The sequence below is a fragment of the Frateuria defendens genome, assembly GCF_001182895.1.
Taxonomy (GTDB): Bacteria; Pseudomonadota; Gammaproteobacteria; order Xanthomonadales; family Rhodanobacteraceae; genus Frateuria_B; species Frateuria_B defendens.
In genome coordinates this window covers 1-18,013 of sequence record NZ_LFQR01000082.1, presented here as the reverse complement: position 1 = coordinate 18,013, position 18,013 = coordinate 1, and the positions used below count along the sequence as shown (strand labels likewise).

The 18,013-nt window shown below is 66.7% G+C and carries 19 protein-coding genes, 3 tRNA genes and 1 other RNA gene; 19 read left to right on the top strand and 4 right to left on the bottom strand.

Translation table 11 applies throughout. The features are described 5' to 3' along the window. Positions 1-85: 85 nt before the first annotated feature. Together clpS and clpA are read left to right on the top strand one after the other, a co-directional pair. Entirely contained in the window at positions 86-412 is a 327-nt protein-coding gene (gene clpS / locus ACH65_RS11975) for an ATP-dependent Clp protease adapter ClpS (protein WP_049622831.1), read from the top strand. Between the two features lie 63 nt (positions 413-475). Then, positions 476-2,743: an ATP-dependent Clp protease ATP-binding subunit ClpA gene (gene clpA / locus ACH65_RS11970; protein WP_049622830.1), complete on the top strand. Its 2,268-nt coding sequence runs from the start codon at positions 476-478 to the stop codon at positions 2,741-2,743. Positions 2,744-2,865: 122 nt separating this feature from the next. Here clpA and infA read toward each other — a convergent pair whose 3' ends face one another. Together infA and ACH65_RS11960 are read right to left on the bottom strand one after the other, a co-directional pair. Further along, positions 2,866-3,084, bottom strand: coding sequence for a translation initiation factor IF-1 (infA, locus tag ACH65_RS11965; protein WP_049622829.1), 219 nt, complete (start codon positions 3,082-3,084; stop codon positions 2,866-2,868). An 87-nt stretch (positions 3,085-3,171) separates the two neighbouring features. After that, positions 3,172-3,456, bottom strand: a complete 285-nt coding sequence (locus ACH65_RS11960) for a polyhydroxyalkanoic acid system family protein (RefSeq protein ID WP_049622828.1) — start codon at positions 3,454-3,456, stop codon at positions 3,172-3,174. Positions 3,457-3,577: 121 nt separating this feature from the next. Here ACH65_RS11960 and ACH65_RS11955 point away from each other — a divergent pair, with 121 nt between their 5' ends. The 13 genes from ACH65_RS11955 (at position 3,578) to ACH65_RS11900 (ending at position 14,881) form a co-directional block, all read left to right on the top strand. Continuing rightward, the gene (locus tag ACH65_RS11955) at positions 3,578-4,345 is read left to right on the top strand and encodes an FHA domain-containing protein (RefSeq protein WP_049622827.1); all 768 of its coding nucleotides are present in this window, start codon (positions 3,578-3,580) and stop codon (positions 4,343-4,345) included. Between the two features lie 146 nt (positions 4,346-4,491). After that, positions 4,492-5,577 (top strand): 3-phosphoserine/phosphohydroxythreonine transaminase, encoded by a 1,086-nt coding sequence (gene serC / locus ACH65_RS11950; protein WP_049622826.1) that lies wholly within the window; start codon positions 4,492-4,494, stop codon positions 5,575-5,577. A gap of 82 nt (positions 5,578-5,659) precedes the next feature. Beyond that, entirely contained in the window at positions 5,660-6,748 is a 1,089-nt protein-coding gene (gene pheA, locus ACH65_RS11945) for a prephenate dehydratase (RefSeq protein ID WP_049622825.1), read from the top strand. Next, on the top strand, positions 6,745-8,058 hold the full coding sequence (gene aroA / locus ACH65_RS11940; RefSeq protein ID WP_049622824.1) for a 3-phosphoshikimate 1-carboxyvinyltransferase: 1,314 nt from the start codon (positions 6,745-6,747) through the stop codon (positions 8,056-8,058). Before pheA ends, aroA begins: the two co-directional genes overlap by 4 nt. A 241-nt stretch (positions 8,059-8,299) precedes the next feature. Beyond that, positions 8,300-9,073 (top strand): 3-deoxy-manno-octulosonate cytidylyltransferase, encoded by a 774-nt coding sequence (gene kdsB / locus ACH65_RS11935; RefSeq protein WP_049622823.1) that lies wholly within the window; start codon positions 8,300-8,302, stop codon positions 9,071-9,073. A 200-nt stretch (positions 9,074-9,273) separates the two neighbouring features. Further along, positions 9,274-11,100: an excinuclease ABC subunit UvrC gene (gene uvrC, locus ACH65_RS11930; RefSeq protein WP_049622822.1), complete on the top strand. Its 1,827-nt coding sequence runs from the start codon at positions 9,274-9,276 to the stop codon at positions 11,098-11,100. Between the two features lie 52 nt (positions 11,101-11,152). After that, a complete protein-coding gene (gene pgsA, locus ACH65_RS11925; protein ID WP_049622821.1) occupies positions 11,153-11,767 on the top strand; it encodes a CDP-diacylglycerol--glycerol-3-phosphate 3-phosphatidyltransferase in 615 nt (204 codons plus the stop codon). 52 nt (positions 11,768-11,819) lie between these two features. Beyond that, positions 11,820-11,895, top strand: a tRNA-Gly gene (locus ACH65_RS11920). Positions 11,896-12,224: 329 nt separating this feature from the next. After that, positions 12,225-12,300, top strand: a tRNA-Gly gene (locus ACH65_RS11915). 81 nt (positions 12,301-12,381) lie between these two features. Next, a tRNA-Cys gene (locus ACH65_RS11910) sits at positions 12,382-12,455 on the top strand. A gap of 211 nt (positions 12,456-12,666) precedes the next feature. Beyond that, positions 12,667-13,019, top strand: a transfer-messenger RNA (tmRNA) gene (gene ssrA, locus ACH65_RS18575). A gap of 348 nt (positions 13,020-13,367) precedes the next feature. Continuing rightward, positions 13,368-13,967 (top strand): type IV toxin-antitoxin system AbiEi family antitoxin domain-containing protein, encoded by a 600-nt coding sequence (locus ACH65_RS11905; protein ID WP_049622820.1) that lies wholly within the window; start codon positions 13,368-13,370, stop codon positions 13,965-13,967. Beyond that, entirely contained in the window at positions 13,964-14,881 is a 918-nt protein-coding gene (locus ACH65_RS11900; RefSeq protein WP_082190292.1) for a nucleotidyl transferase AbiEii/AbiGii toxin family protein, read from the top strand. Before ACH65_RS11905 ends, ACH65_RS11900 begins: the two co-directional genes overlap by 4 nt. 3 nt (positions 14,882-14,884) lie before the next feature. Here ACH65_RS11900 and ACH65_RS11895 read toward each other — a convergent pair whose 3' ends face one another. After that, the gene (locus ACH65_RS11895) at positions 14,885-15,322 is read right to left on the bottom strand and encodes a hypothetical protein (protein WP_049622819.1); all 438 of its coding nucleotides are present in this window, start codon (positions 15,320-15,322) and stop codon (positions 14,885-14,887) included. A 27-nt stretch (positions 15,323-15,349) separates the two neighbouring features. Here ACH65_RS11895 and ACH65_RS11890 point away from each other — a divergent pair, with 27 nt between their 5' ends. From ACH65_RS11890 to ACH65_RS11875, 4 genes are all read left to right on the top strand, one after another. Continuing rightward, the gene (locus ACH65_RS11890) at positions 15,350-15,655 is read left to right on the top strand and encodes a DUF2793 domain-containing protein (protein ID WP_049622818.1); all 306 of its coding nucleotides are present in this window, start codon (positions 15,350-15,352) and stop codon (positions 15,653-15,655) included. 65 nt (positions 15,656-15,720) lie between these two features. Continuing rightward, on the top strand, positions 15,721-16,020 hold the full coding sequence (locus ACH65_RS11885; protein WP_049622817.1) for a DUF6127 family protein: 300 nt from the start codon (positions 15,721-15,723) through the stop codon (positions 16,018-16,020). Then, positions 16,017-16,493, top strand: coding sequence for a hypothetical protein (locus ACH65_RS11880; RefSeq protein ID WP_049622816.1), 477 nt, complete (start codon positions 16,017-16,019; stop codon positions 16,491-16,493). Before ACH65_RS11885 ends, ACH65_RS11880 begins: the two co-directional genes overlap by 4 nt. Continuing rightward, the gene (locus ACH65_RS11875; RefSeq protein WP_049622815.1) at positions 16,490-16,969 is read left to right on the top strand and encodes a lysozyme; all 480 of its coding nucleotides are present in this window, start codon (positions 16,490-16,492) and stop codon (positions 16,967-16,969) included. The genes ACH65_RS11880 and ACH65_RS11875 overlap by 4 nt, the downstream gene beginning before the upstream one ends. 33 nt (positions 16,970-17,002) lie before the next feature. Here the strand turns inward: ACH65_RS11875 and ACH65_RS19060 are convergent. Continuing rightward, positions 17,003-18,013: DUF4917 family protein (locus tag ACH65_RS19060; RefSeq protein ID WP_237561505.1), on the bottom strand; the 1,011-nt coding region annotated here is incomplete at its 5' end.

Sequence of the window (18,013 nt, the reverse complement as noted above, 5' to 3'; positions counted from 1 at the left end):
TGCCATCACCTCAAGCCGACGACGCCCGAACGGCCCGAAAGCCGCGGCGTATACTGACTCCGAAGGCGAGCTATCCACGGTGACCATGGCGCACGAACCCGAACAAGAGCACGGCAGCGGACACGGTCTGGCGGTCGAAACGGCCAAGCCGGAGGTGGTGCGGCCGCCGCTGTATCAGGTCCTACTGCTGAATGATGATTTCACTCCCATGGACTTCGTGGTAGAGGTGTTGCGAAGCTTCTTTGGCATGGATCAGGAGAAAGCCGTACAGGTGATGTTGCATGTCCATACGCGCGGCAAGGGCGTATGCGGCGTGTTTACCCGCGAGGTGGCGGAGACCAAGGTGACGCAGGTGAACGATTATTCACGCGCCAACCAACATCCTCTGTTGTGCACTATGGAAAAGCTCTGAACGACCCCACTTTGTAGCCATCGCGGCAGTTGCCGCCCAGGTCTTGAAACGGAGACGGTCCGGATGTTCAGCAAGGATCTCGAAGTAACCATCGGCCAGTGCTACAAGCGGGCCCGCGAGCAGCGCCATGAATTCATGACGGTGGAGCACCTGCTGCTTGCACTTACCGAAAACCAGTCCGCGCTCGGCGCCCTGCGCGCCTGCGGCGTGGACCTGCCGCGGCTCAGCGCGGACCTCGAGCGGATCATCGCCGAGACCGTGCCGGTGCTGCCGCCCGGCGACGAGCGCGACACCCAGCCCACGCTGGGCTTCCAGCGGGTGCTGCAGCGCGCGGTCTACCACGTGCAGTCCTCCGGCCGTAAGGAGGTCACCGGTGCCAACGTGCTGGTGGCGATCTTCGGCGAGAAGGACTCCCACGCCGTGTACTTCCTGCACCAGCAGGAGATCACCCGGCTGGACGTGGTCAACTACATCTCCCACGGCATCGCCAAGATCGGCGACGAGTCGCCGGGCATGGCCTCCGGCGAGCGCGAGAGCGAGGAAGGCGGCGAGCCGAAGGGCAACCCGCTCAGCGAGTACGCCAGCAACCTCAACGAGTTGGCGCTGGAAGGCAAGATCGACCCGCTGATCGGCCGCCAGGACGAGATCGAGCGCACCATCCAGGTGCTGTGCCGCCGCCGCAAGAACAACCCGCTCTACGTCGGCGAGGCCGGCGTGGGCAAGACCGCGCTGGCCGAGGGCCTGGCCAAGCGGATCGTGGACGGCGAGGTGCCCGAGGTGCTGGAGAGCGCCACCATCTGGTCGCTGGACCTCGGCGCCCTGGTGGCCGGCACCAAGTACCGCGGCGACTTCGAGAAGCGCCTGAAGGCGGTGATCACCCAACTCAAGAAGCAGCCGGGCGCGATCCTGTTCATCGACGAGATCCACACCATCATCGGCGCGGGCTCGGCGTCGGGCGGCACCATGGACGCCAGCAACCTGATCAAGCCAATGCTGGCCTCGGGCGAGCTGCGCTGCATCGGCTCCACCACCTTCCAGGAATTCCGCGGCATCTTCGAGAAGGACCGCGCGCTGGCCCGGCGCTTCCAGAAGATCGACGTGGTCGAGCCCAGCGTGGCCGACAGCCTGGAGATCCTGAAGGGCCTCAAGACGCGCTTCGAGGAGCACCACGGCGTGGTCTACACCGCCGACGCACTGAAGGCGGCGGTGGACCTGTCGGTCAAGCACATTCCCGACAGGCTGCTGCCGGACAAGGCGATCGACGTGATCGACGAGGCCGGCGCCCGCCAGCGCCTGCTGCCCGAAGACCAGCGCACCGGCAAGGTCGACGTGGCCGAGGTCGAGTACATCGTGGCCAAGATGGCGCGCATCCCGGCCAAGCAGGTGTCCGCCTCCGACCGCGACGTGCTGAAGAACCTCGAGCGCAACCTCAAGATGGTGGTGTTCGGCCAGGATGCGGCGATCGAGGCGCTGGCCGCCTCGATCAAGATGGCCCGCTCCGGCCTGGCCGACCCGGCCAAGCCGATCGGCAGCTTCCTGCTGGCCGGCCCCACCGGCGTGGGCAAGACCGAGGTCACCCGCCAGCTGGCGATGCAGCTGGGCATCGAGATGATCCGCTTCGACATGTCCGAGTACATGGAGGCGCACTCGGTGTCGCGGCTGGTCGGCGCGCCTCCGGGCTACGTCGGCTTCGACCAGGGCGGCCTGCTCACCGAGGCGGTCACCAAGCATCCGCACGCGGTGCTGCTGCTGGACGAGATCGAGAAGGCGCATCCGGACGTGTTCAACATCCTGCTGCAGGTGATGGACCGCGGCGTGCTCACCGACACCAACGGCCGCGAGGCCAACTTCAAGAACGTGGTGCTGGTGATGACCACCAATGCCGGCGCGCAGCAGGCGGCGCGGCGCAGCATCGGCTTCGTGGAGCAGAGCCATGCCACCGACGCGAAGGAAGTGATCCGCCGCACCTTCACGCCGGAGTTCCGCAACCGGCTGGACGCGATCATCCAGTTCAACCCGCTGGACTTCGAGCACATCCTGCGCGTGGTGGACAAGTTCCTGATCCAGCTGGAGGCCCAGCTCAGCGAGAAGCACGTGTCGCTGGACGTGTCCGCCGACGCCCGCCGCTGGCTGGCCGAACACGGCTTCGACCCGCAGATGGGCGCTCGCCCGATGGCGCGGGTGATCCAGGAGAAGGTCAAGCGCGCGCTGGCCGACGAGCTCCTGTTCGGCAAGCTGTCCGAGGGCGGCAAGGTCACCCTGAGCGTGCGCGACGGCGAGCTCAAGGTGGAGACCGAGGCGGCGCAGACGCTGCCGGCGGTGGTCGGGTAAACCCGGCCGTTTTGCGGGCATGGCAGAAGGCCGCGTCCATGGACGCGGCCTTCTCGTTTCGGGCGCTGCCGGATGTCGCTTTGCGGGTCACTCGCGCCGCAGGCGCGCTCCCGCGGCGGGCATCACTTCATGCGGTAGGTGATGCGACCCTTGGTCAGGTCGTACGGGGTCATCTCGACCTTGACCTTGTCGCCGGTCAGGATGCGGATGTAGTGCTTGCGCATGCGGCCGGAGATATGGGCGATGATCACGTGCCCGTTTTCCAGCTGCACGCGGAACATGGTGTTGGGCAGGGTCTCGAGGACCGAGCCTTCCATTTCGATGACGTCGTCTTTGGCCATGCGTTCCGTCGGATGTGTGCGAGCACGGCCGACATGGCCGCGTTAGCATGCCATTATGGCATGTCCTGGCGCCTGGTTGAAGAATGCTCAGGCCAGGCCGCCGAAATGCTCGTCCAGCTTGCGGCGGATTTCCTCTTCCACCATGCCCTTGAGGGGCGCTAGCAGCAGGCCCAGCCTGGCGCTGACGTGGACCGCGTCGGCGCTCACCGCGATCGATCCGTCCACGCCCTGGCGCGAGAAGAGCAGGGTGTCGCCCTGCCAGCGGCTCTCCACGCCGAGCTTCTCGCGCATGCGCGCGGCGACCTGCTCGACCACGGCGCGGGCGTCGGCGAGCGGGAGCTGGTGGGGGCGATGGATGTCGATGCTGGGCATGGGTGGTCTCCGGATGCGTAGCCGGCCATCATAAGCGACGCGCGGCGTCGTTCGCCGGCACGCTTCGCCGGCGCGGCGCGCGCATCTGTTAGAGTCCGGCCGTTCGCCGAGCGGTTTACCGATGCGCATCGAGTTTCCCCATTCCACCCGCGAGGATTTCCGCTGGACGCAGGCGTCGCTGCGCCTGGGCAGCGCGCCCGACAACGATCTGGTGCTGGCTTCGCCGCAGGTGGCCGCCCACCACCTGCGCATCGAGCAGGACCGGCGCGGCTGGGTGCTGCAGGTGCTGCCCGCCGGCGGCCGCATCTACGTGAACGCGCGCCCGGTGCGCGAGCGGGCGCTGCTGCGCGCCGGCGACGTGCTGAGCATCGGCGAATGCCGCCTCCAGCTGCGCGCGGACGAGGATCCGGGCCGGCGCGCGCCGCAGGCCCTGGCCGACGCCGCCCGCTGCACGGCGGCGCTGCGCGCGGTGGCCGGGCCGCTGTCGGGGCGGGTGTTTCCCCTGCGCGAGCGTCTGGAGCTGGGCTCGTCCGGCGAGGTGCCGCTGGAGTTGCCGCAGGGCGCCAGCGCCGACCTCGTGCTCGGCTGGCGCGACGGCCAGTTGGAGGTTGAGGCGCGCAGCCTGCCGGAGCGCTACCCGCTGCGGGTCAACGGCGCGCCGGTGCGCCAGGCGAGGCTGCGGCCGGACGACCAGCTCGGCATCGGCGTCCACCGCTTCGTGATCGACGCGCCCGGGCTGCGCCCGATACCCAAGATCGTGATGCCCGACCCGCCCGCGCCGCCATCGCCCGAGGCGCAGGCCGGCCCGCGCGGCGAGGTCTGGTGGCTGATCCTCACGGCCGCCGTGCTGGCGCTGGGCATCGCCCTGGTCCTGCTGTTCCGGTTCTAGAAGCCGCCGGAGCCTGCGGCCAAGGCCCGGCAGGCCGGCATCGACGCCGGTGCTGCCCCGCCCGCTTGCGACATGCCGTGCATTGACCCGGGCTTGTTGCGCAGCGTCATAATGCCGGCCTGTTTCTCAGGCTAGGAAAACCGAACGTGGGCAGGGCGTGGAACTTCAGTGCGGGACCGGCGGCGCTGCCGCTGGCGGTGCTCGAGCGGGCGCAGCGCGAGCTGCTGGACTGGGGCGGCAGCGGTTCCTCGGTGATGGAACAGTCCCATCGCGGCAAGCGCTTCATCGCCATGGCCGAGCAGGCCGAGGCGGACCTGCGCGAGCTGCTGGCGGTGCCCGAGGACTACGCGGTGCTGTTCCTGCAGGGCGGCGCCACTCAACACTTCGCCCAGATCCCGATGAACCTGGCCGGCCAGGGCGAGCGCGCCGACTACGTCATCACCGGCCATTGGAGCGAGAAGGCCGCCAGCGAGGCGGCGCCGTACGTGAAGGTGAACATCGCCGCCAGCAACCGCGCCGACGACTACCGGCAGGTGCCGGCCCGCGACGGCTGGCAGCTCGATCCCGGCGCGGCCTACGTGCACGTGGTCGCCAACGAGACCATCCACGGCGTCGAGTTCCATGACATCCCCACCGCCGGCGACGTGCCGGTGGTGGTGGACATGTCCTCCAACATCCTGTCCGGTCCGCTGGACGTCGGCCGCTACGGGCTGATCTACGCCGGCGCGCAGAAGAACATCGGCCCGTCCGGCCTGGTGGTGATGATCGTGCGGCGCGACCTGCTCGAGCGCGCGGGCCGGCCGATGGCGAAGATCTTCCGCTACGCCGCGCACGCCGCGCAGGGCTCGATGCTCAACACGCCCAACACTTGGGGCTGGTACCTGGCCGGGCTGACCTTCGAATGGCTGAAGGCGCAGGGCGGCCTGGCCGCGATGGCGGCGCGCAATGAGGCCAAGGCCGGGCAGCTCTACGCGGCCATCGACGGCTCCGGCGGCTACTACCGCAACCCGATCGACCCGGCCTCGCGCTCGCGCATGAACGTGCCCTTCACCCTGCACGATACCGCGCTCGATGCACTGTTCCTGCAGGAATCGGAGGCGGCGGGCCTGCTCGCGCTCAAGGGCCACAAGGCGGTCGGCGGCATGCGCGCCTCGCTCTACAATGCGGTGCCACCGGAGGCGGTTGAGGCGCTGGTGGCCTTCATGCGCGACTTCGCGACGCGCCACGGTTGAGATTGCCCGTGCACACAAGCCGCCGGTTTTGCGGCACCATTGGCGGTCCCCTTGGACGGCTTTACGCCTGGACATCCATCCCATGAACGAACCGAAGCTCTCGCTCGGCGAGGTGCGCGAGCGTATCGACAGCATCGACCGGCAGATCCAGGAACTGATCTCCGAGCGCGCCAACTGGGCGCGCGAGGTGGCCAGGGTGAAGGGCGAGGGTCTCTCGGCGATCGACTATTACCGCCCCGAGCGCGAGGCCCACGTGCTGCGCATGGTGGTGGACCGCAACCAGGGGCCGCTGTCGGACACCGAGATGGTGCGGCTGTTCCGCGAGATCATGTCTTCCTGCCTGGCGCAGGAGGACCCGCTCAAGGTCGGCTTCCTCGGCCCCGAGGGCACCTTCAGCGAGCAGGCCGTGCGCAAGCACTTCGGCCATGCCGCCTACGGCCTGCCGCTGGGCAGCATCGAGGAGGTGTTCCAGGAGGTCGCCGCCGGCCATGCCGACTTCGGCGTGGTGCCGGTGGAGAACTCCGGCCAGGGCATGATCCAGGTCACGCTGGACATGTTCCTCACCTCCGAGGCGCGCATCTGCGGCGAGGTGGAGCTGCGTGTGCACCAGTGCCTGCACTCGGTGAGCGGCCGGCTGGAGGACATCCGCCGCGTCTACGGCCACGCGCAGTCGCTGCAGCAGTGCAAGACCTGGCTGCGCCTGAACCTGCCCAACGCCGAGTGCATCGCGGTCAGCAGCAATGCGGAAGGCGCGCGGCTGGCGCGGCACATCGACGACGCGGCCGCCATCGCCGGCGAGACGGCGGGCAAGATCTACGGCCTGAAGACCGTCGCCTCGGCGATCGAGGACCGCGCCGACAACACCACTCGCTTCCTGGTCATCGGCCGCTCGCTGTTCCCGCCCTCGGGCAACGACCGCACCTCCCTGCTCATCACGGTGAACGACAAGCCCGGCGCGCTGTACGACGTGCTCAGCCCGTTCGCCCGCCACGGCATCAGCATGAACCGCATCGAATCCCGCCCCGCCCACACGGGCAACTGGCAATACGCCTTCTTCATCGACGTCTCCGGCCATGTCGACGACGAGCAGATGAAGGTTGCGCTGGCCGAAATAGAACCAGCCGCTGCGCACGTGCGCGTGCTCGGCTCCTACCCCGTGGCCCTGCCGTGAGCGGCGGCGGCCTCGACTGGACCAGCCGCCCGGCCGGTCCCCTGCACGGCAGCGTGGACGTTCCCGGCGACAAGTCCGTCTCGCACCGCGCACTGATGTTCGGCGCGCTGGCCGAGGGCAGCTCGCACATCAAGGGCTTCCTGGAGGGCGAGGACACCCGCGCCACCGCCGCGGTGCTGGCGCAGCTCGGCGTGCGTTTCGAGACGCCGGCCGAGGGCGAGCGCGTGGTGCACGGCGTGGGCCTGCATGGCCTGCGCGCTTGCGCGCAGCCGCTCGATTGCGGCAACGCCGGCACCGGCATGCGCCTGCTCGCCGGCCTGCTGGCGGGGCAGGCGTTCGACAGCACGCTGGTCGGCGACGAGTCCCTCTCCAAGCGCCCGATGCGCCGCGTCACCGAGCCGCTGGCGCGCATGGGCGCGCAGATCGACAGCCACGACGGCCTGCCGCCGCTCACCGTGCGCGGCGGCCGCGCGCTGCACGGCATCCGCTACGAGTTACCGGTGGCCAGCGCGCAGGTGAAGTCGGCGCTGCTGCTGGCCGGCCTGTACGCCGAAGGCGAGACCGAGGTGATCGAGCCGCACCCGACCCGCGACTACACCGAACGCATGCTGGCCGCCTTCGGCTGGCCGATTACTTTCGCGCCCGGCCATGCCAGGCTTGGCGGCAACCATCGGCTGCGGGCGACCGACATCACGGTGCCGGCGGACTTCTCCTCCTCGGCCTTCTTCCAGGTCGCCGCCAGCATCGTGCCGGGCTCGCAGCTGCGCCTTGCCGCGGTGGGCCTCAATCCGCGCCGCACCGGCCTGTTGCAGGCGCTGCGCCTGATGGGCGCGGACATCGTCATCGAGAACGAGCGCGAGAGCGGCGGCGAGCCGGTGGGCGACCTGGTGATCAGCCACGCGCGCCTGCACGGCATCGAGCTGCCGGAGGCGCTGGTGCCGGACATGATCGACGAGTTCCCCGCGCTGTTTGTCGCCGCCGCGGTGGCGGAGGGCGCCACGGTGATCCGCGGCGCGGCCGAGCTGCGGGTGAAGGAATCGGATCGCATCGCCAGCATGGCCGCCGGCCTGCGTGCGCTGGGCGTGGCCATTGAGGAGACGCCGGACGGCGCGATCATCCAGGGCGGACGCCTCGGTGCCGGCCGGGTCGAGAGCCACGGCGACCATCGCATCGCCATGAGCTTCGCGGTGGCCGGCCTGGTGGCGGAAGGGCCGGTGACCATCGGCGACTGCCGCAACGTCGCCACTTCCTTCCCCGGCTTCATCGAACTGGCGAATGGCTGCGGCTTCGCGCTCGCCGCGGCGGAGTGAGGCCGCGGTGACCGCCAAGAGCCTGCCTTGTGCAAGGCGGGTTCTTGGCGCCGGTTCATATGCTCTTGCCGCTGGCGTGCCGGACCTGTAGCGCGCTTGCTCGGCGGCAACGCCGCGACGCCCGGTTGCGGGGCAAGGTGCGCGCGTCTCGCAAGGCATCGTGAACAGTTCCTGGGGCGACCGGGGCTCGAACGCCGCCGCCGCAACGGGTAGGCTTGCGCGCTCACGCCATGAGGTAGCCATGCCGGCCGTCCCACCCTTCATCGTCGCCATTCCCGCCCGCTACGGCTCCACCCGTCTGCCGGCCAAGCCGCTGCGCGCCATCGCCGGCGTGCCGATGGTGGTGCGGGTGGCGCAGCGCGCCTTGCAGGCGGGGGCGGCGCAGGTGGTGGTGGCGGTGGACGATGCGCGCATCGCCGAGGCGCTGGCGGGGCAGGGCGTGGACGTGTGCATGACGCGCGTCGACCACGCCTCCGGCAGCGACCGCCTGGCCGAGTGCGCCGCGCATTACGGCTGGGCCGACGAGGCCATCGTGGTGAACTTGCAGGGCGACGAGCCGTTCGCGCCCGCCGCCGGCATCCGCGAGGTGGCGCGCGCGCTGGCCGAGGACGCGGCGCCGATGGCCACGCTCGCCACGCCGATCGCCGACGCTCATGAGCTGTTCGACCCCAATGTGGTGAAGCTGGTGCGCGCAGCGAACGGCCGGGCGTTGTACTTCAGTCGTGCGCCGCTGCCGTGGGCGCGCAATGCCTTTGCCGCCGGCCGCGAGGCGCTGCCGGCCGGGGTGCCGTTCCTGCGCCACATCGGCATCTACGCCTACCGCGCCGGCTTCCTGCGCCGCTACACGCGGCTGGCGCGCACGCCGCTGGAGCAGGCCGAGTCGCTGGAGCAACTGCGCGTGCTCGAACACGGCCACGCCATCGCCGTGCGGCTGACGCCGGAACCGTTCCCGCCGGGCATCGACACCGAGGCCGACCTGCAGCGCGCCGAGGCATGGCTGCACGGACCGGGCTGAGCGCCTGGCCGGCAGGCGAAAACATCCGGGATTGACGGCAAGCCAGGTGGCAGGAGCGCGGCCGCGAGATGGTGAGCCCGCGTCGACGGCTTGGCAGGCCGTCGACTGGCCGCCTCGCCATGCCCTGTGGACCTTCATGGCGCCGAATCTACGCAGCAGGTCCGCCAGCCGGCGTGGACTGTTCCGCTAGAATGGGGGGCATGCAGTCCCTTCCGATGCCCGCCTTCGACGGCAAGGCCTTCGTCCGCACCCTGACCACTTCGCCCGGCGTCTACCGCTATTTCGACGGGGACGACGAGCTGCTCTACGTGGGCAAGGCCGGCAACCTCAAGAAGCGCGTCGGCAGCTATTTCCTCAAGCCGCGGATGGAGCCGCGCATCGGTGCGATGGTGGCGCAGATCGCGCGCTGCGAGATCACGGTGACGCGCACCGAGGGCGAGGCGCTGCTGCTGGAATCGCAGCTGATCAAGTCGCTCAAGCCGCGCTACAACATCCTGCTGCGCGACGACAAAAGCTACCCCTACATCTACCTCTCCGGCGGCGAGGACTACCCGCGGCTGGCCTTCCACCGTGGTGCGCGCAACCAGCCCGGGCGCTACTTCGGGCCGTATCCCAGCACCTTCGCCGTGCGCGAAAGCCTCAGTCTGATGCAGAAGCTGTTCAAGGTGCGCCAGTGCGAGGACAGCTATTTCCGCAACCGCTCGCGGCCGTGCCTGCAGCACCAGATCGGCCGCTGCACGGCGCCGTGCGTCAAGCTGATCGGCGTGGAGGACTACCGCAGCGACGTGCGCCACGCCGAGATGTTCCTGGAAGGGCGCAGCAGCGCGGTGATCGACGAACTGGTCGGCGCCATGGAGCGCGCCAGCGCCGCCCTGCATTTCGAGCGCGCGGCGGCGCTGCGCGACCAGGTGGCCGCGCTGCGCCGCCTGCAGGCGCAGCATCACGTGCAGGGCGCCAGCGCGGACATGGACGTGATCGCCTGCCGCATCGAGGCGGGCCTCGCCTGCGTCAGCGTGCTGTTCTTCCGCAACGGCATCAGCCTGGGCACGCGCGACTTCTTCCCGCGCCTGCCGCTGGATGCCGAGCCGGCCGACGTGTTGGCGCAGTTCGTGGCGCAGTATTACCTCGATCGCCCGGTGCCGTATGAGCTGGTCCTGGGCGAGGCGATTTCCGACCAGGAGATCCTCGCCGAACTGCTCGCCGGGCAGGCGGGGCATGCGGTGGAACTCAAGACCCGCGTGCGCGGCGAACGCGCGCAGTTCCTGCAGATGGCCGAGCGTAACGCGCAGGCCTCGCTCACCTCGCGCCTCGCCAGCCGGCAGACGCTGGGCGCGCGCTTCGCCGACCTGCAGCGCGTGCTGGAGCTGGCCGAGCCGCCACGGCGCATCGAGTGCTTCGACATCAGCCACACGCGCGGCGAGGCCACGGTGGCCTCGTGCGTGGTGTTCGGTCCGGAAGGCCCGGAGAAATCGCACTACCGCCGCTTCAACATCGCCGGCATCACGCCGGGCGACGATTACGCGGCCATGCACCAGGCGCTCACACGCCGCTTCCGCCGGGTGGCAGAAGGCGAGGGCGCCAAGCCCGACGTGCTGCTGATCGACGGCGGCAGCGGCCAGGTGGCGCAGGCGCTGGACGTGCTGCGCGAGTTGGGCGTGACCGGCATCGAAGTAGTCGGCGTCGCCAAGGGACCGGGGCGGCGCGCCGGCGAGGAAACCCTGATCCTCGCCAGCGCCGGGCGCGAGATCCATCCGGGCCCGGCGTCGCCGGCGCTGCACCTGGTGGCGGCGGTGCGCGACGAGTCGCACCGCTTCGCCATCAGCGGCCACCGCAAGCGGCGCGAGAAGGCGCGCGAGCGCAGCGTGCTGGAGGACGTGCCCGGCATCGGCGCGCGCCGCCGCACCGCGCTGCTGAAAGCCTTCGGCGGCCTGCCCGGCGTGGAGGCCGCCGGCGTCGAGGAGCTGACCCGGGTGAAGGGCATCGACCGCGGCCTGGCCGAGCGCATCTATGCGGCCCTGCACGGGTGATCGTAGCCGCGCGTTCCATGCGACACTGACGGCGGAGTAAAGGACACGCTGCATGCACATCAACCTGCCGACCTGGCTCACCCTGTTCCGCGTGGCATTGCTGCCGGTGATGGTGGTGGTGTTCTACCTGCCGTTCCGCGGCCACAACTTCACGGCGGCGGTGGTGTTCGTGCTGGCGGCGATCACCGACTGGTTCGACGGCTACCTGGCGCGCCGGCTCAACATGACCTCGGCCTTCGGCGCCTTCCTCGACCCGGTGGCCGACAAATTGATGGTGGCGGTGACACTGTTCCTGCTGGTGGAATCGCACCGCGGCGGCTGGCCGGGCATCGTGATGGCAGTGACGGCGGCGATCATCGTGGGGCGCGAGATCAGCGTGTCGGCCCTGCGCGAATGGATGGCCGAACTGGGCATGCGCGCCACCGTCAGGGTGGCCTTCATCGGCAAGCTGAAGACCGTGATGCAGATGGTGGCGCTGGTGGTGCTGATCCTGCAGCACGAGAAGGATGCCGAGGCGCTGCGGCTCTACCACATCGGCGAGGCGTTGCTGGTGCTGGCCGGCATCCTCACGATCTGGTCCGGCCTCTACTATCTGGTCGCCGCATGGCCCTACCTGCGGGGCGATGCGCCGCATACGGCCGTGTCCGGTACGAAGTCCGACGATTGAAACGAGAGGGCTTGACGATTCCGTGCCACGCATTAGAATGCGCGGCTCCGATGCGGGAATAGCTCAGTTGGTAGAGCACGACCTTGCCAAGGTCGGGGTCGCGAGTTCGAGTCTCGTTTCCCGCTCCAAATACCGGCTCGTGGGGTTCGAACGAATCCACCGAGTCTTCGAAAAAAGGGCCTTAAGGCCCTTTTTTCGTTTCTGCGGCTGTCGTGAAGCCGGGTGCCTCTCATGTATGTGCGCCATGCCAGGTGTGCTTCGGACGGCCTTCGTTTTTTGAGTCGTTTTGGGCGGCATCTGCCATGGCATCATCGGAGGCTTCTTCAAGCGCGCGGACCATGCGCGTATGGGAGGGCGATGTCGCGCCGAGGGCAGGGTGAAGATGTCGAAAAGATGAAAAATTTCCCCGCAAGGGCTTCACATCCGCCGCTGTTCTGCTATGCTTTCTAGCTCTGACGCGGGAATAGCTCAGTTGGTAGAGCACGACCTTGCCAAGGTCGGGGTCGCGAGTTCGAGTCTCGTTTCCCGCTCCAGTTCACGTGAAACCTCGGATCGCCGGGGTTTTATTTTATCGGCGGATCATGATGGCGTTGCCGTAGTGATCCGTGCGCAATGGCCAGGTGGCAGAGTGGTCATGCAGCGGCCTGCAAAGCCGTGTACGCCGGTTCGATTCCGACCCTGGCCTCCATTGCGAATGCGGAATCAGGCGGCCTCGTGCCGCCTTTTTCGTTTTCGGTGATCGAATCTCCGCGCTGGCTTCTGCCCGTGGCGTTCTGGCGGGAGGAATCGGGCGGCGACCCCATGGCCATTCGGATCGAGGCGACGGGAGCAAGGTCTGGCGCATTGAAGCCGCAACCGCCGACCCCATATACTTGCCATGCTGACCAGCTCTTTTCCCCGGGGGTGTCCTGGCTTCGACGGGGGTAGTGAGATGGCTTGGTGCATGCCGAGGGGGCAGCTTTCCTCGTTAATCCAGCCGCAAAACTTATAGTTGCCAACGACGACAACTACGCTCTGGCCGCTTAAGGCCTAGCCCCGAACCCACTTGTGCCTGTGCTCGTGGATGTAGGGTCATCATCACAGGATCGCCCGAAGCCGCCGCCTGTCGGCAAGGGTCAAATCAAGCAGGCTGGTCCTTCGATGCGCTTCGCACACTGTGCTGTCGCGGGACGAGATCCAACGGTGCGCTAAGCATGTAGTACCGGGCGTCAAACGCCTTCGGACGCGGGTTCGACTCCCGCCACCTCCACCAATAACAAAACCCCAACCGTTCTCGGTTGGGGTTTTTTCTTGCCCGATCGCGCCGGTTCCCGCGTGTTGCTGGGGGTTCCTGCGGAAGCCTGCGGACTTCGCCAGCCGCCCGAATTGGCCGTTCCCGGCCACATTCCACTCTCTCCTGGCCATCCCTCGCTCCGGCCTCGCTCCCTGGAACTGGCCCGAAGTCCACAAAGGCCACAAGTCAGCGCCATATAGATCAAAGGGTTACGCGCGGACGAATCAAGCGGTTGGATTACAGCATCGGATAGCAAAGGAAACCGCTTACGTTGTGTTTTGTCGGTAGATATTGACAACTACCGACGTAATGCAACATCATGGCGGCATGGAAACTTCACATCAGACCATTCTGGATCTCGCCGCCCAGCGCGGCCTGATACGCCCGCGCGATCTCGATGCGCTGGGTCTGCCCAGTGTCGCCCTCACGCGGCTGGTTCGGCAGGGCCTGCTCACCCGCGTGGGTCGCGGTCTGTATGCCCGTCCTGATCGCAGCGTATCCGAGCATGGCACGCTGGCCGAGGTGGCACGCAAACACCCGCAAGCCATCGTCTGCCTGCTGTCGGCTCTGCGGTTGCACGACCTCACCACGCAGTCACCGTTCGAGGTCTGGCTCGCCATACCCAACAAGGCTCGTGCGCCGAAGATGGATTACCCGCCGCTGCGCATCGTGCGCTTTTCTGGCCCCGCGCTGACCGATGGGATTGAAGAACACCAGATCGATGGCGTGACCGTGCGCGTGACCAACATTGCTCGCACCGTGGCCGACTGCTTCAAGTTCCGCAACAAGATCGGCCTCGATGTGGCGATGGAAGCGCTGCAGGAAGCCTGGCGTGCCAAGCGCGTGAGCATGGACGAACTCTGGCGCTATGCCACCCTGTGCCGCGTGGCCAATGTGATGCGCCCCTACATGGAAAGCCTGTCATGAATGAACGAAACGTGGCGGCATCAGTACGTGCCCGTCTGCTCAACCGCGCCCGCGAGACCAAGCAGGATTTCAACTTGGTCCTCACGCGCTATGCGATTGAGCGGCTGCTGTACCGGATCAGCATCTCGAAGCACGCGGATCAGTTTCTGCTCAAGGGTGCCTTGCTGTTTGACCTGTGGTTCGACATTCCACATCGCCCAACCAGGGATGCTGATTTTCTGGGATTCGGCTCGGCAGAGCTGCCGCACATCGAAGCCGTCTTCAGGGATATCTGCGCGATCGAAACGCACGACGGCGTGGCGTTTCAACCCGACACCGTGCACGCCGCCGAGATTCGCAAGGAGGCGAACTACGCTGGTGTGCGCGTGACGTTGCTCGGTGTGATCGATGGCGCGCGCTGCCAGATCCAGATCGATATCGGCTTCGGCGACGCCGTGACGCCTGGCCCGGAGGATGTCGAATACCCCGTCATGCTGGCGGAGTTCGCAGCACCCAAGCTGCGGGTCTATCCGCGCTACACCGTGGTGGCCGAGAAATTCGAGGCGCTGTCGTCCCTTGGCATCGCCAACAGTCGCATGAAGGATTATTTCGATCTGTGGATATTGGCGCAGCACACCGACTTCGATGGCGACACCCTTCGCCAAGCGATTCAGGCGACCTTCGGTCGACGTAAAACCGCTCTGACTGGGGAGGTCCCATTCGGCCTCACCGATGCGTTTGCGCAAGATGCGCAGAAACAGGCGCAGTGGCAGGCCTTCCTGAAAAAGAACCGCCTGGAAGCGCTGGCGCTGAATGACGTCATTGCTGCACTGGTCGCGTTCATGCTTCCCGTCATCAAGGCGGCCAATGCCAGCGCGGTGTTTTCAGCCCGCTGGCAGGCAGGTGGTCCGTGGTCGCCTGCAGACGCGGGTTGATTTTCAACGCGGAAGCCCGACTCGCTCCCGCTGCTCATCCCACAGCGCTGGCGGATCAACCGCCAGATCAAACAGCGTGATGTGGTTCGGCAATGCGTCGTCCAGGATGGCCGCCACGATGTCGGGGGCCAGCGTGGTCAGGTTGACCATCCGGCTGACGTAGCTGTTGTCGATCCCTTCCCGCGTGGCGATCTCCTTCAAGGACTTCGCTTCCCCTGATTCCAGCATGGCCAGCCACCGATAGCCCCTGGCCAGCGCCAGTTGGATGGAGGTTGGCGCCACGTCCCACGGTCTGACTGGTGCAGTCTCACCGTTCGGGAGAGTGACCAACTTGCGGCCACTGCGGCGCTTGATCTGGATCGGCACGGACAGGGTCAGCCTGCCGTCGCTGGTCTGCAGGATGTCCGGCTCACCGTCAGCGGATTGAACCTCTTGGTACAAGCGGCCCTCGGCTACTCCGGAGCCACGTTGACCACGCCGGCGGCCAAGATGGTCGGCATCACCAACCTGAAGCGGCTGGGCGCCGTCGTCAGCCTGTCGGTCAAAGACCGCGATCTGGCGACCCCGCCGGCTAGCCCGGTGAATGGCGATCGCTACCTCATTCCCGCTGGCGCAACCGGCGTCTGGAGCGGCAAGACCGACCAGATCGCGGCACGCATCGCGGGCGTCTGGGAATACCACATCCCCAAAGTCGGCTGGCTGTGCTTCATCGAGGACGAGGCAGTGCTCTCGGCCTACAAGGCCCCCGGTTGGAGTCCCGGCATCGCCATCTGATCCATTTCCCCTGAACCCCGGAAACCCGCCCAAGTGGCGGGTTTTGCATTTCTGGAGCCTGCCCTATGACTGACCCACAAAATCCCGCGCTGGTCGACAACATGCTCCTCCTGCGCAAGGAGGACTTCGAAGACCTTCTGGATCGCGCCGCCGAACGCGGCGCCAAACGTGCCCTGGCCGATGTTGGCCTGGACGGTGACGACGCCGCCCACGACATCCGCGAACTACGCGGCCTGCTCGATGCCTTCAACACCGCCAAGCACACCGCCTGGCAGACCGTCATCAAGATGGTCACCACCGGATTCCTGCTGGCCTTGGTGGCGGGCGCCCTCATCAAGTTCAAGGTGTTCGGAGGTGGCCAATGATCGAGACCCTTCTTGGTGGTCTGCTCGGCGGCGCGTTTCGCCTGGCACCTGAACTTCTCAAGTGGCTCGACCGCAAGAGCGAACGCGGCCACGAGCTGTCGATGCAGGACAAGGCGCTCGAATTCGAGAAGCTACGCGGTGCGCAGCGCATGCACGAAATCGGCGCCGGAGCCGATGCAGCGTGGAACGTGGGCGCAATCGAGACGCTGCGCGAAGCCGTCCGCACCCAGGGCGAGAAAACTGGCGTCCGCTGGGCCGATGCCCTGTCGAGCAGCGTCCGCCCAGTCATCACGTATTGGTTCATGGCGCTGTACTGCGCTGCCAAGACGGCCGCCTTCGTTGCTGCTATTGAAGGCGGTGCCGACTGGAGTGTTGCCATCCTCCACGCATGGACTGAAGCCGACCAAGCCCTGTGGGCCGGCGTGCTGAACTTTTGGTTCATCGGGCGCGTGTTCGACCGGGTGAAGCCATGAGCCAGATTTCCCAGGCAGCTATCGCCCTTGCCAAGCGCTTCGAGGGATTTCATCGAATTCCGAGGTCAGATCCGCTGCGCCGGGCCCATCCCTATATCTGCCCGGCCGGCTACTGGACGATCGGCTACGGCCGTTTGTGCAAGCCAGACCATCCACCGATCAACGAGGAAGAGGGCGAGATCTACTTGCGTCAGGACCTGCGCACAGCACTCACCGCCACGCTTCGCTACTGCCCGGTGCTGGCCGCTGAACCAGAGGGGCGACTCGCGGCCATCGTCGACTTCACCTTCAACCTCGGCGCGGGGCGGCTTCAGACATCGACCCTGAGGCGACGGATCAATCAGCGGGACTGGCACGCTGCGGGCAAGGAGCTGCGGCGCTGGGTCTATGGCGGCGGCAAGATTCTTCCGGGCCTCGTTGCCCGACGAGAGGCAGAGGTCATGCTCCTCATCGCCGAACCGAAGACTGCAATCTAGCTACGAAGAACCGCAGCTGCCGCCCCTACCACGTCATGGGTTGTTCCAGCATCCAGGGCTTCGCGAGTCGAAGAACTTCACCTCTGTGTCAGGCAAGGACCGGCCAGCAGCCTTCAGAACCTGGTGGCAGAACGCTTGCTGATCTTCATCTGCCTGACCAGCAAACACGGAGACCGCCATTCGCTTCAGCGGATTCGCCGAGATGGCATCAAGCACATGCTGGTCCCGTTCGTCAAAACTCCAGCCATAAACGACCAAACTCTCGCCGATCGCTGGCAGGACTTCCTCGTACACGTTCGTCAGGTAGTGACTCCGGCGAATCGCGGCGACCTTCTCCTTGCTGGTTCCTTCGCTAACAAACACTGGCACGTAGTGCCCGGACGACCACTTTCGGGTTATCGCTTCGAGCAAATCGCCCGTCGCGCCAGTGGATGCCGCGATCTTTGTCTCGTCACCAATGTAGTCGCGAGCCACAGAAAGACTGCCGTGCGGGTAGAACACCAGCGTTGCTCCGGCAGCGTGCCCATATGGCCTCCGCAGGTACTCCCAGTTCGTCTGAAATTCACCGTGATGGAAGGCATCCTTGAACCAACTACCGTTTGCTGCATTGAACAGCAGCATGGCCCAGTACAAGGTGAGGTCGTAGTTCAGGCTGACGACAGTCGGGAAAGCGCTCGCGAATGTACCGACCCGTTGTAGGTCGGCGGCGACATCGGCATGTACCGGATGGACGCTGTGCACAGCTTCGATCAGTGCTGTTCGCACTTCCGCATAAGCCGCAGAGATGTCGGCCGATGGTGTCCCCAATGCTCCGTTGACGTGCTCTGCATACCAGCAGGCGAGCAGAACATGCTCGAAGTCGGTCGTCCCCAATTTCGCAAAGATTGGCGCGGTGGTCGGAAGCAAACCTTTCGCGTCGGCGACGCTATGAAGCGTTGGATATGCGAATTCGCTATGAATGGCAATGCTGGCCCCGTTCCCTAGGGATGGTCTGATCATCCACCGTTCGTGACGGGCGCCACCATGTTCTTCGTCGTCTGTTGT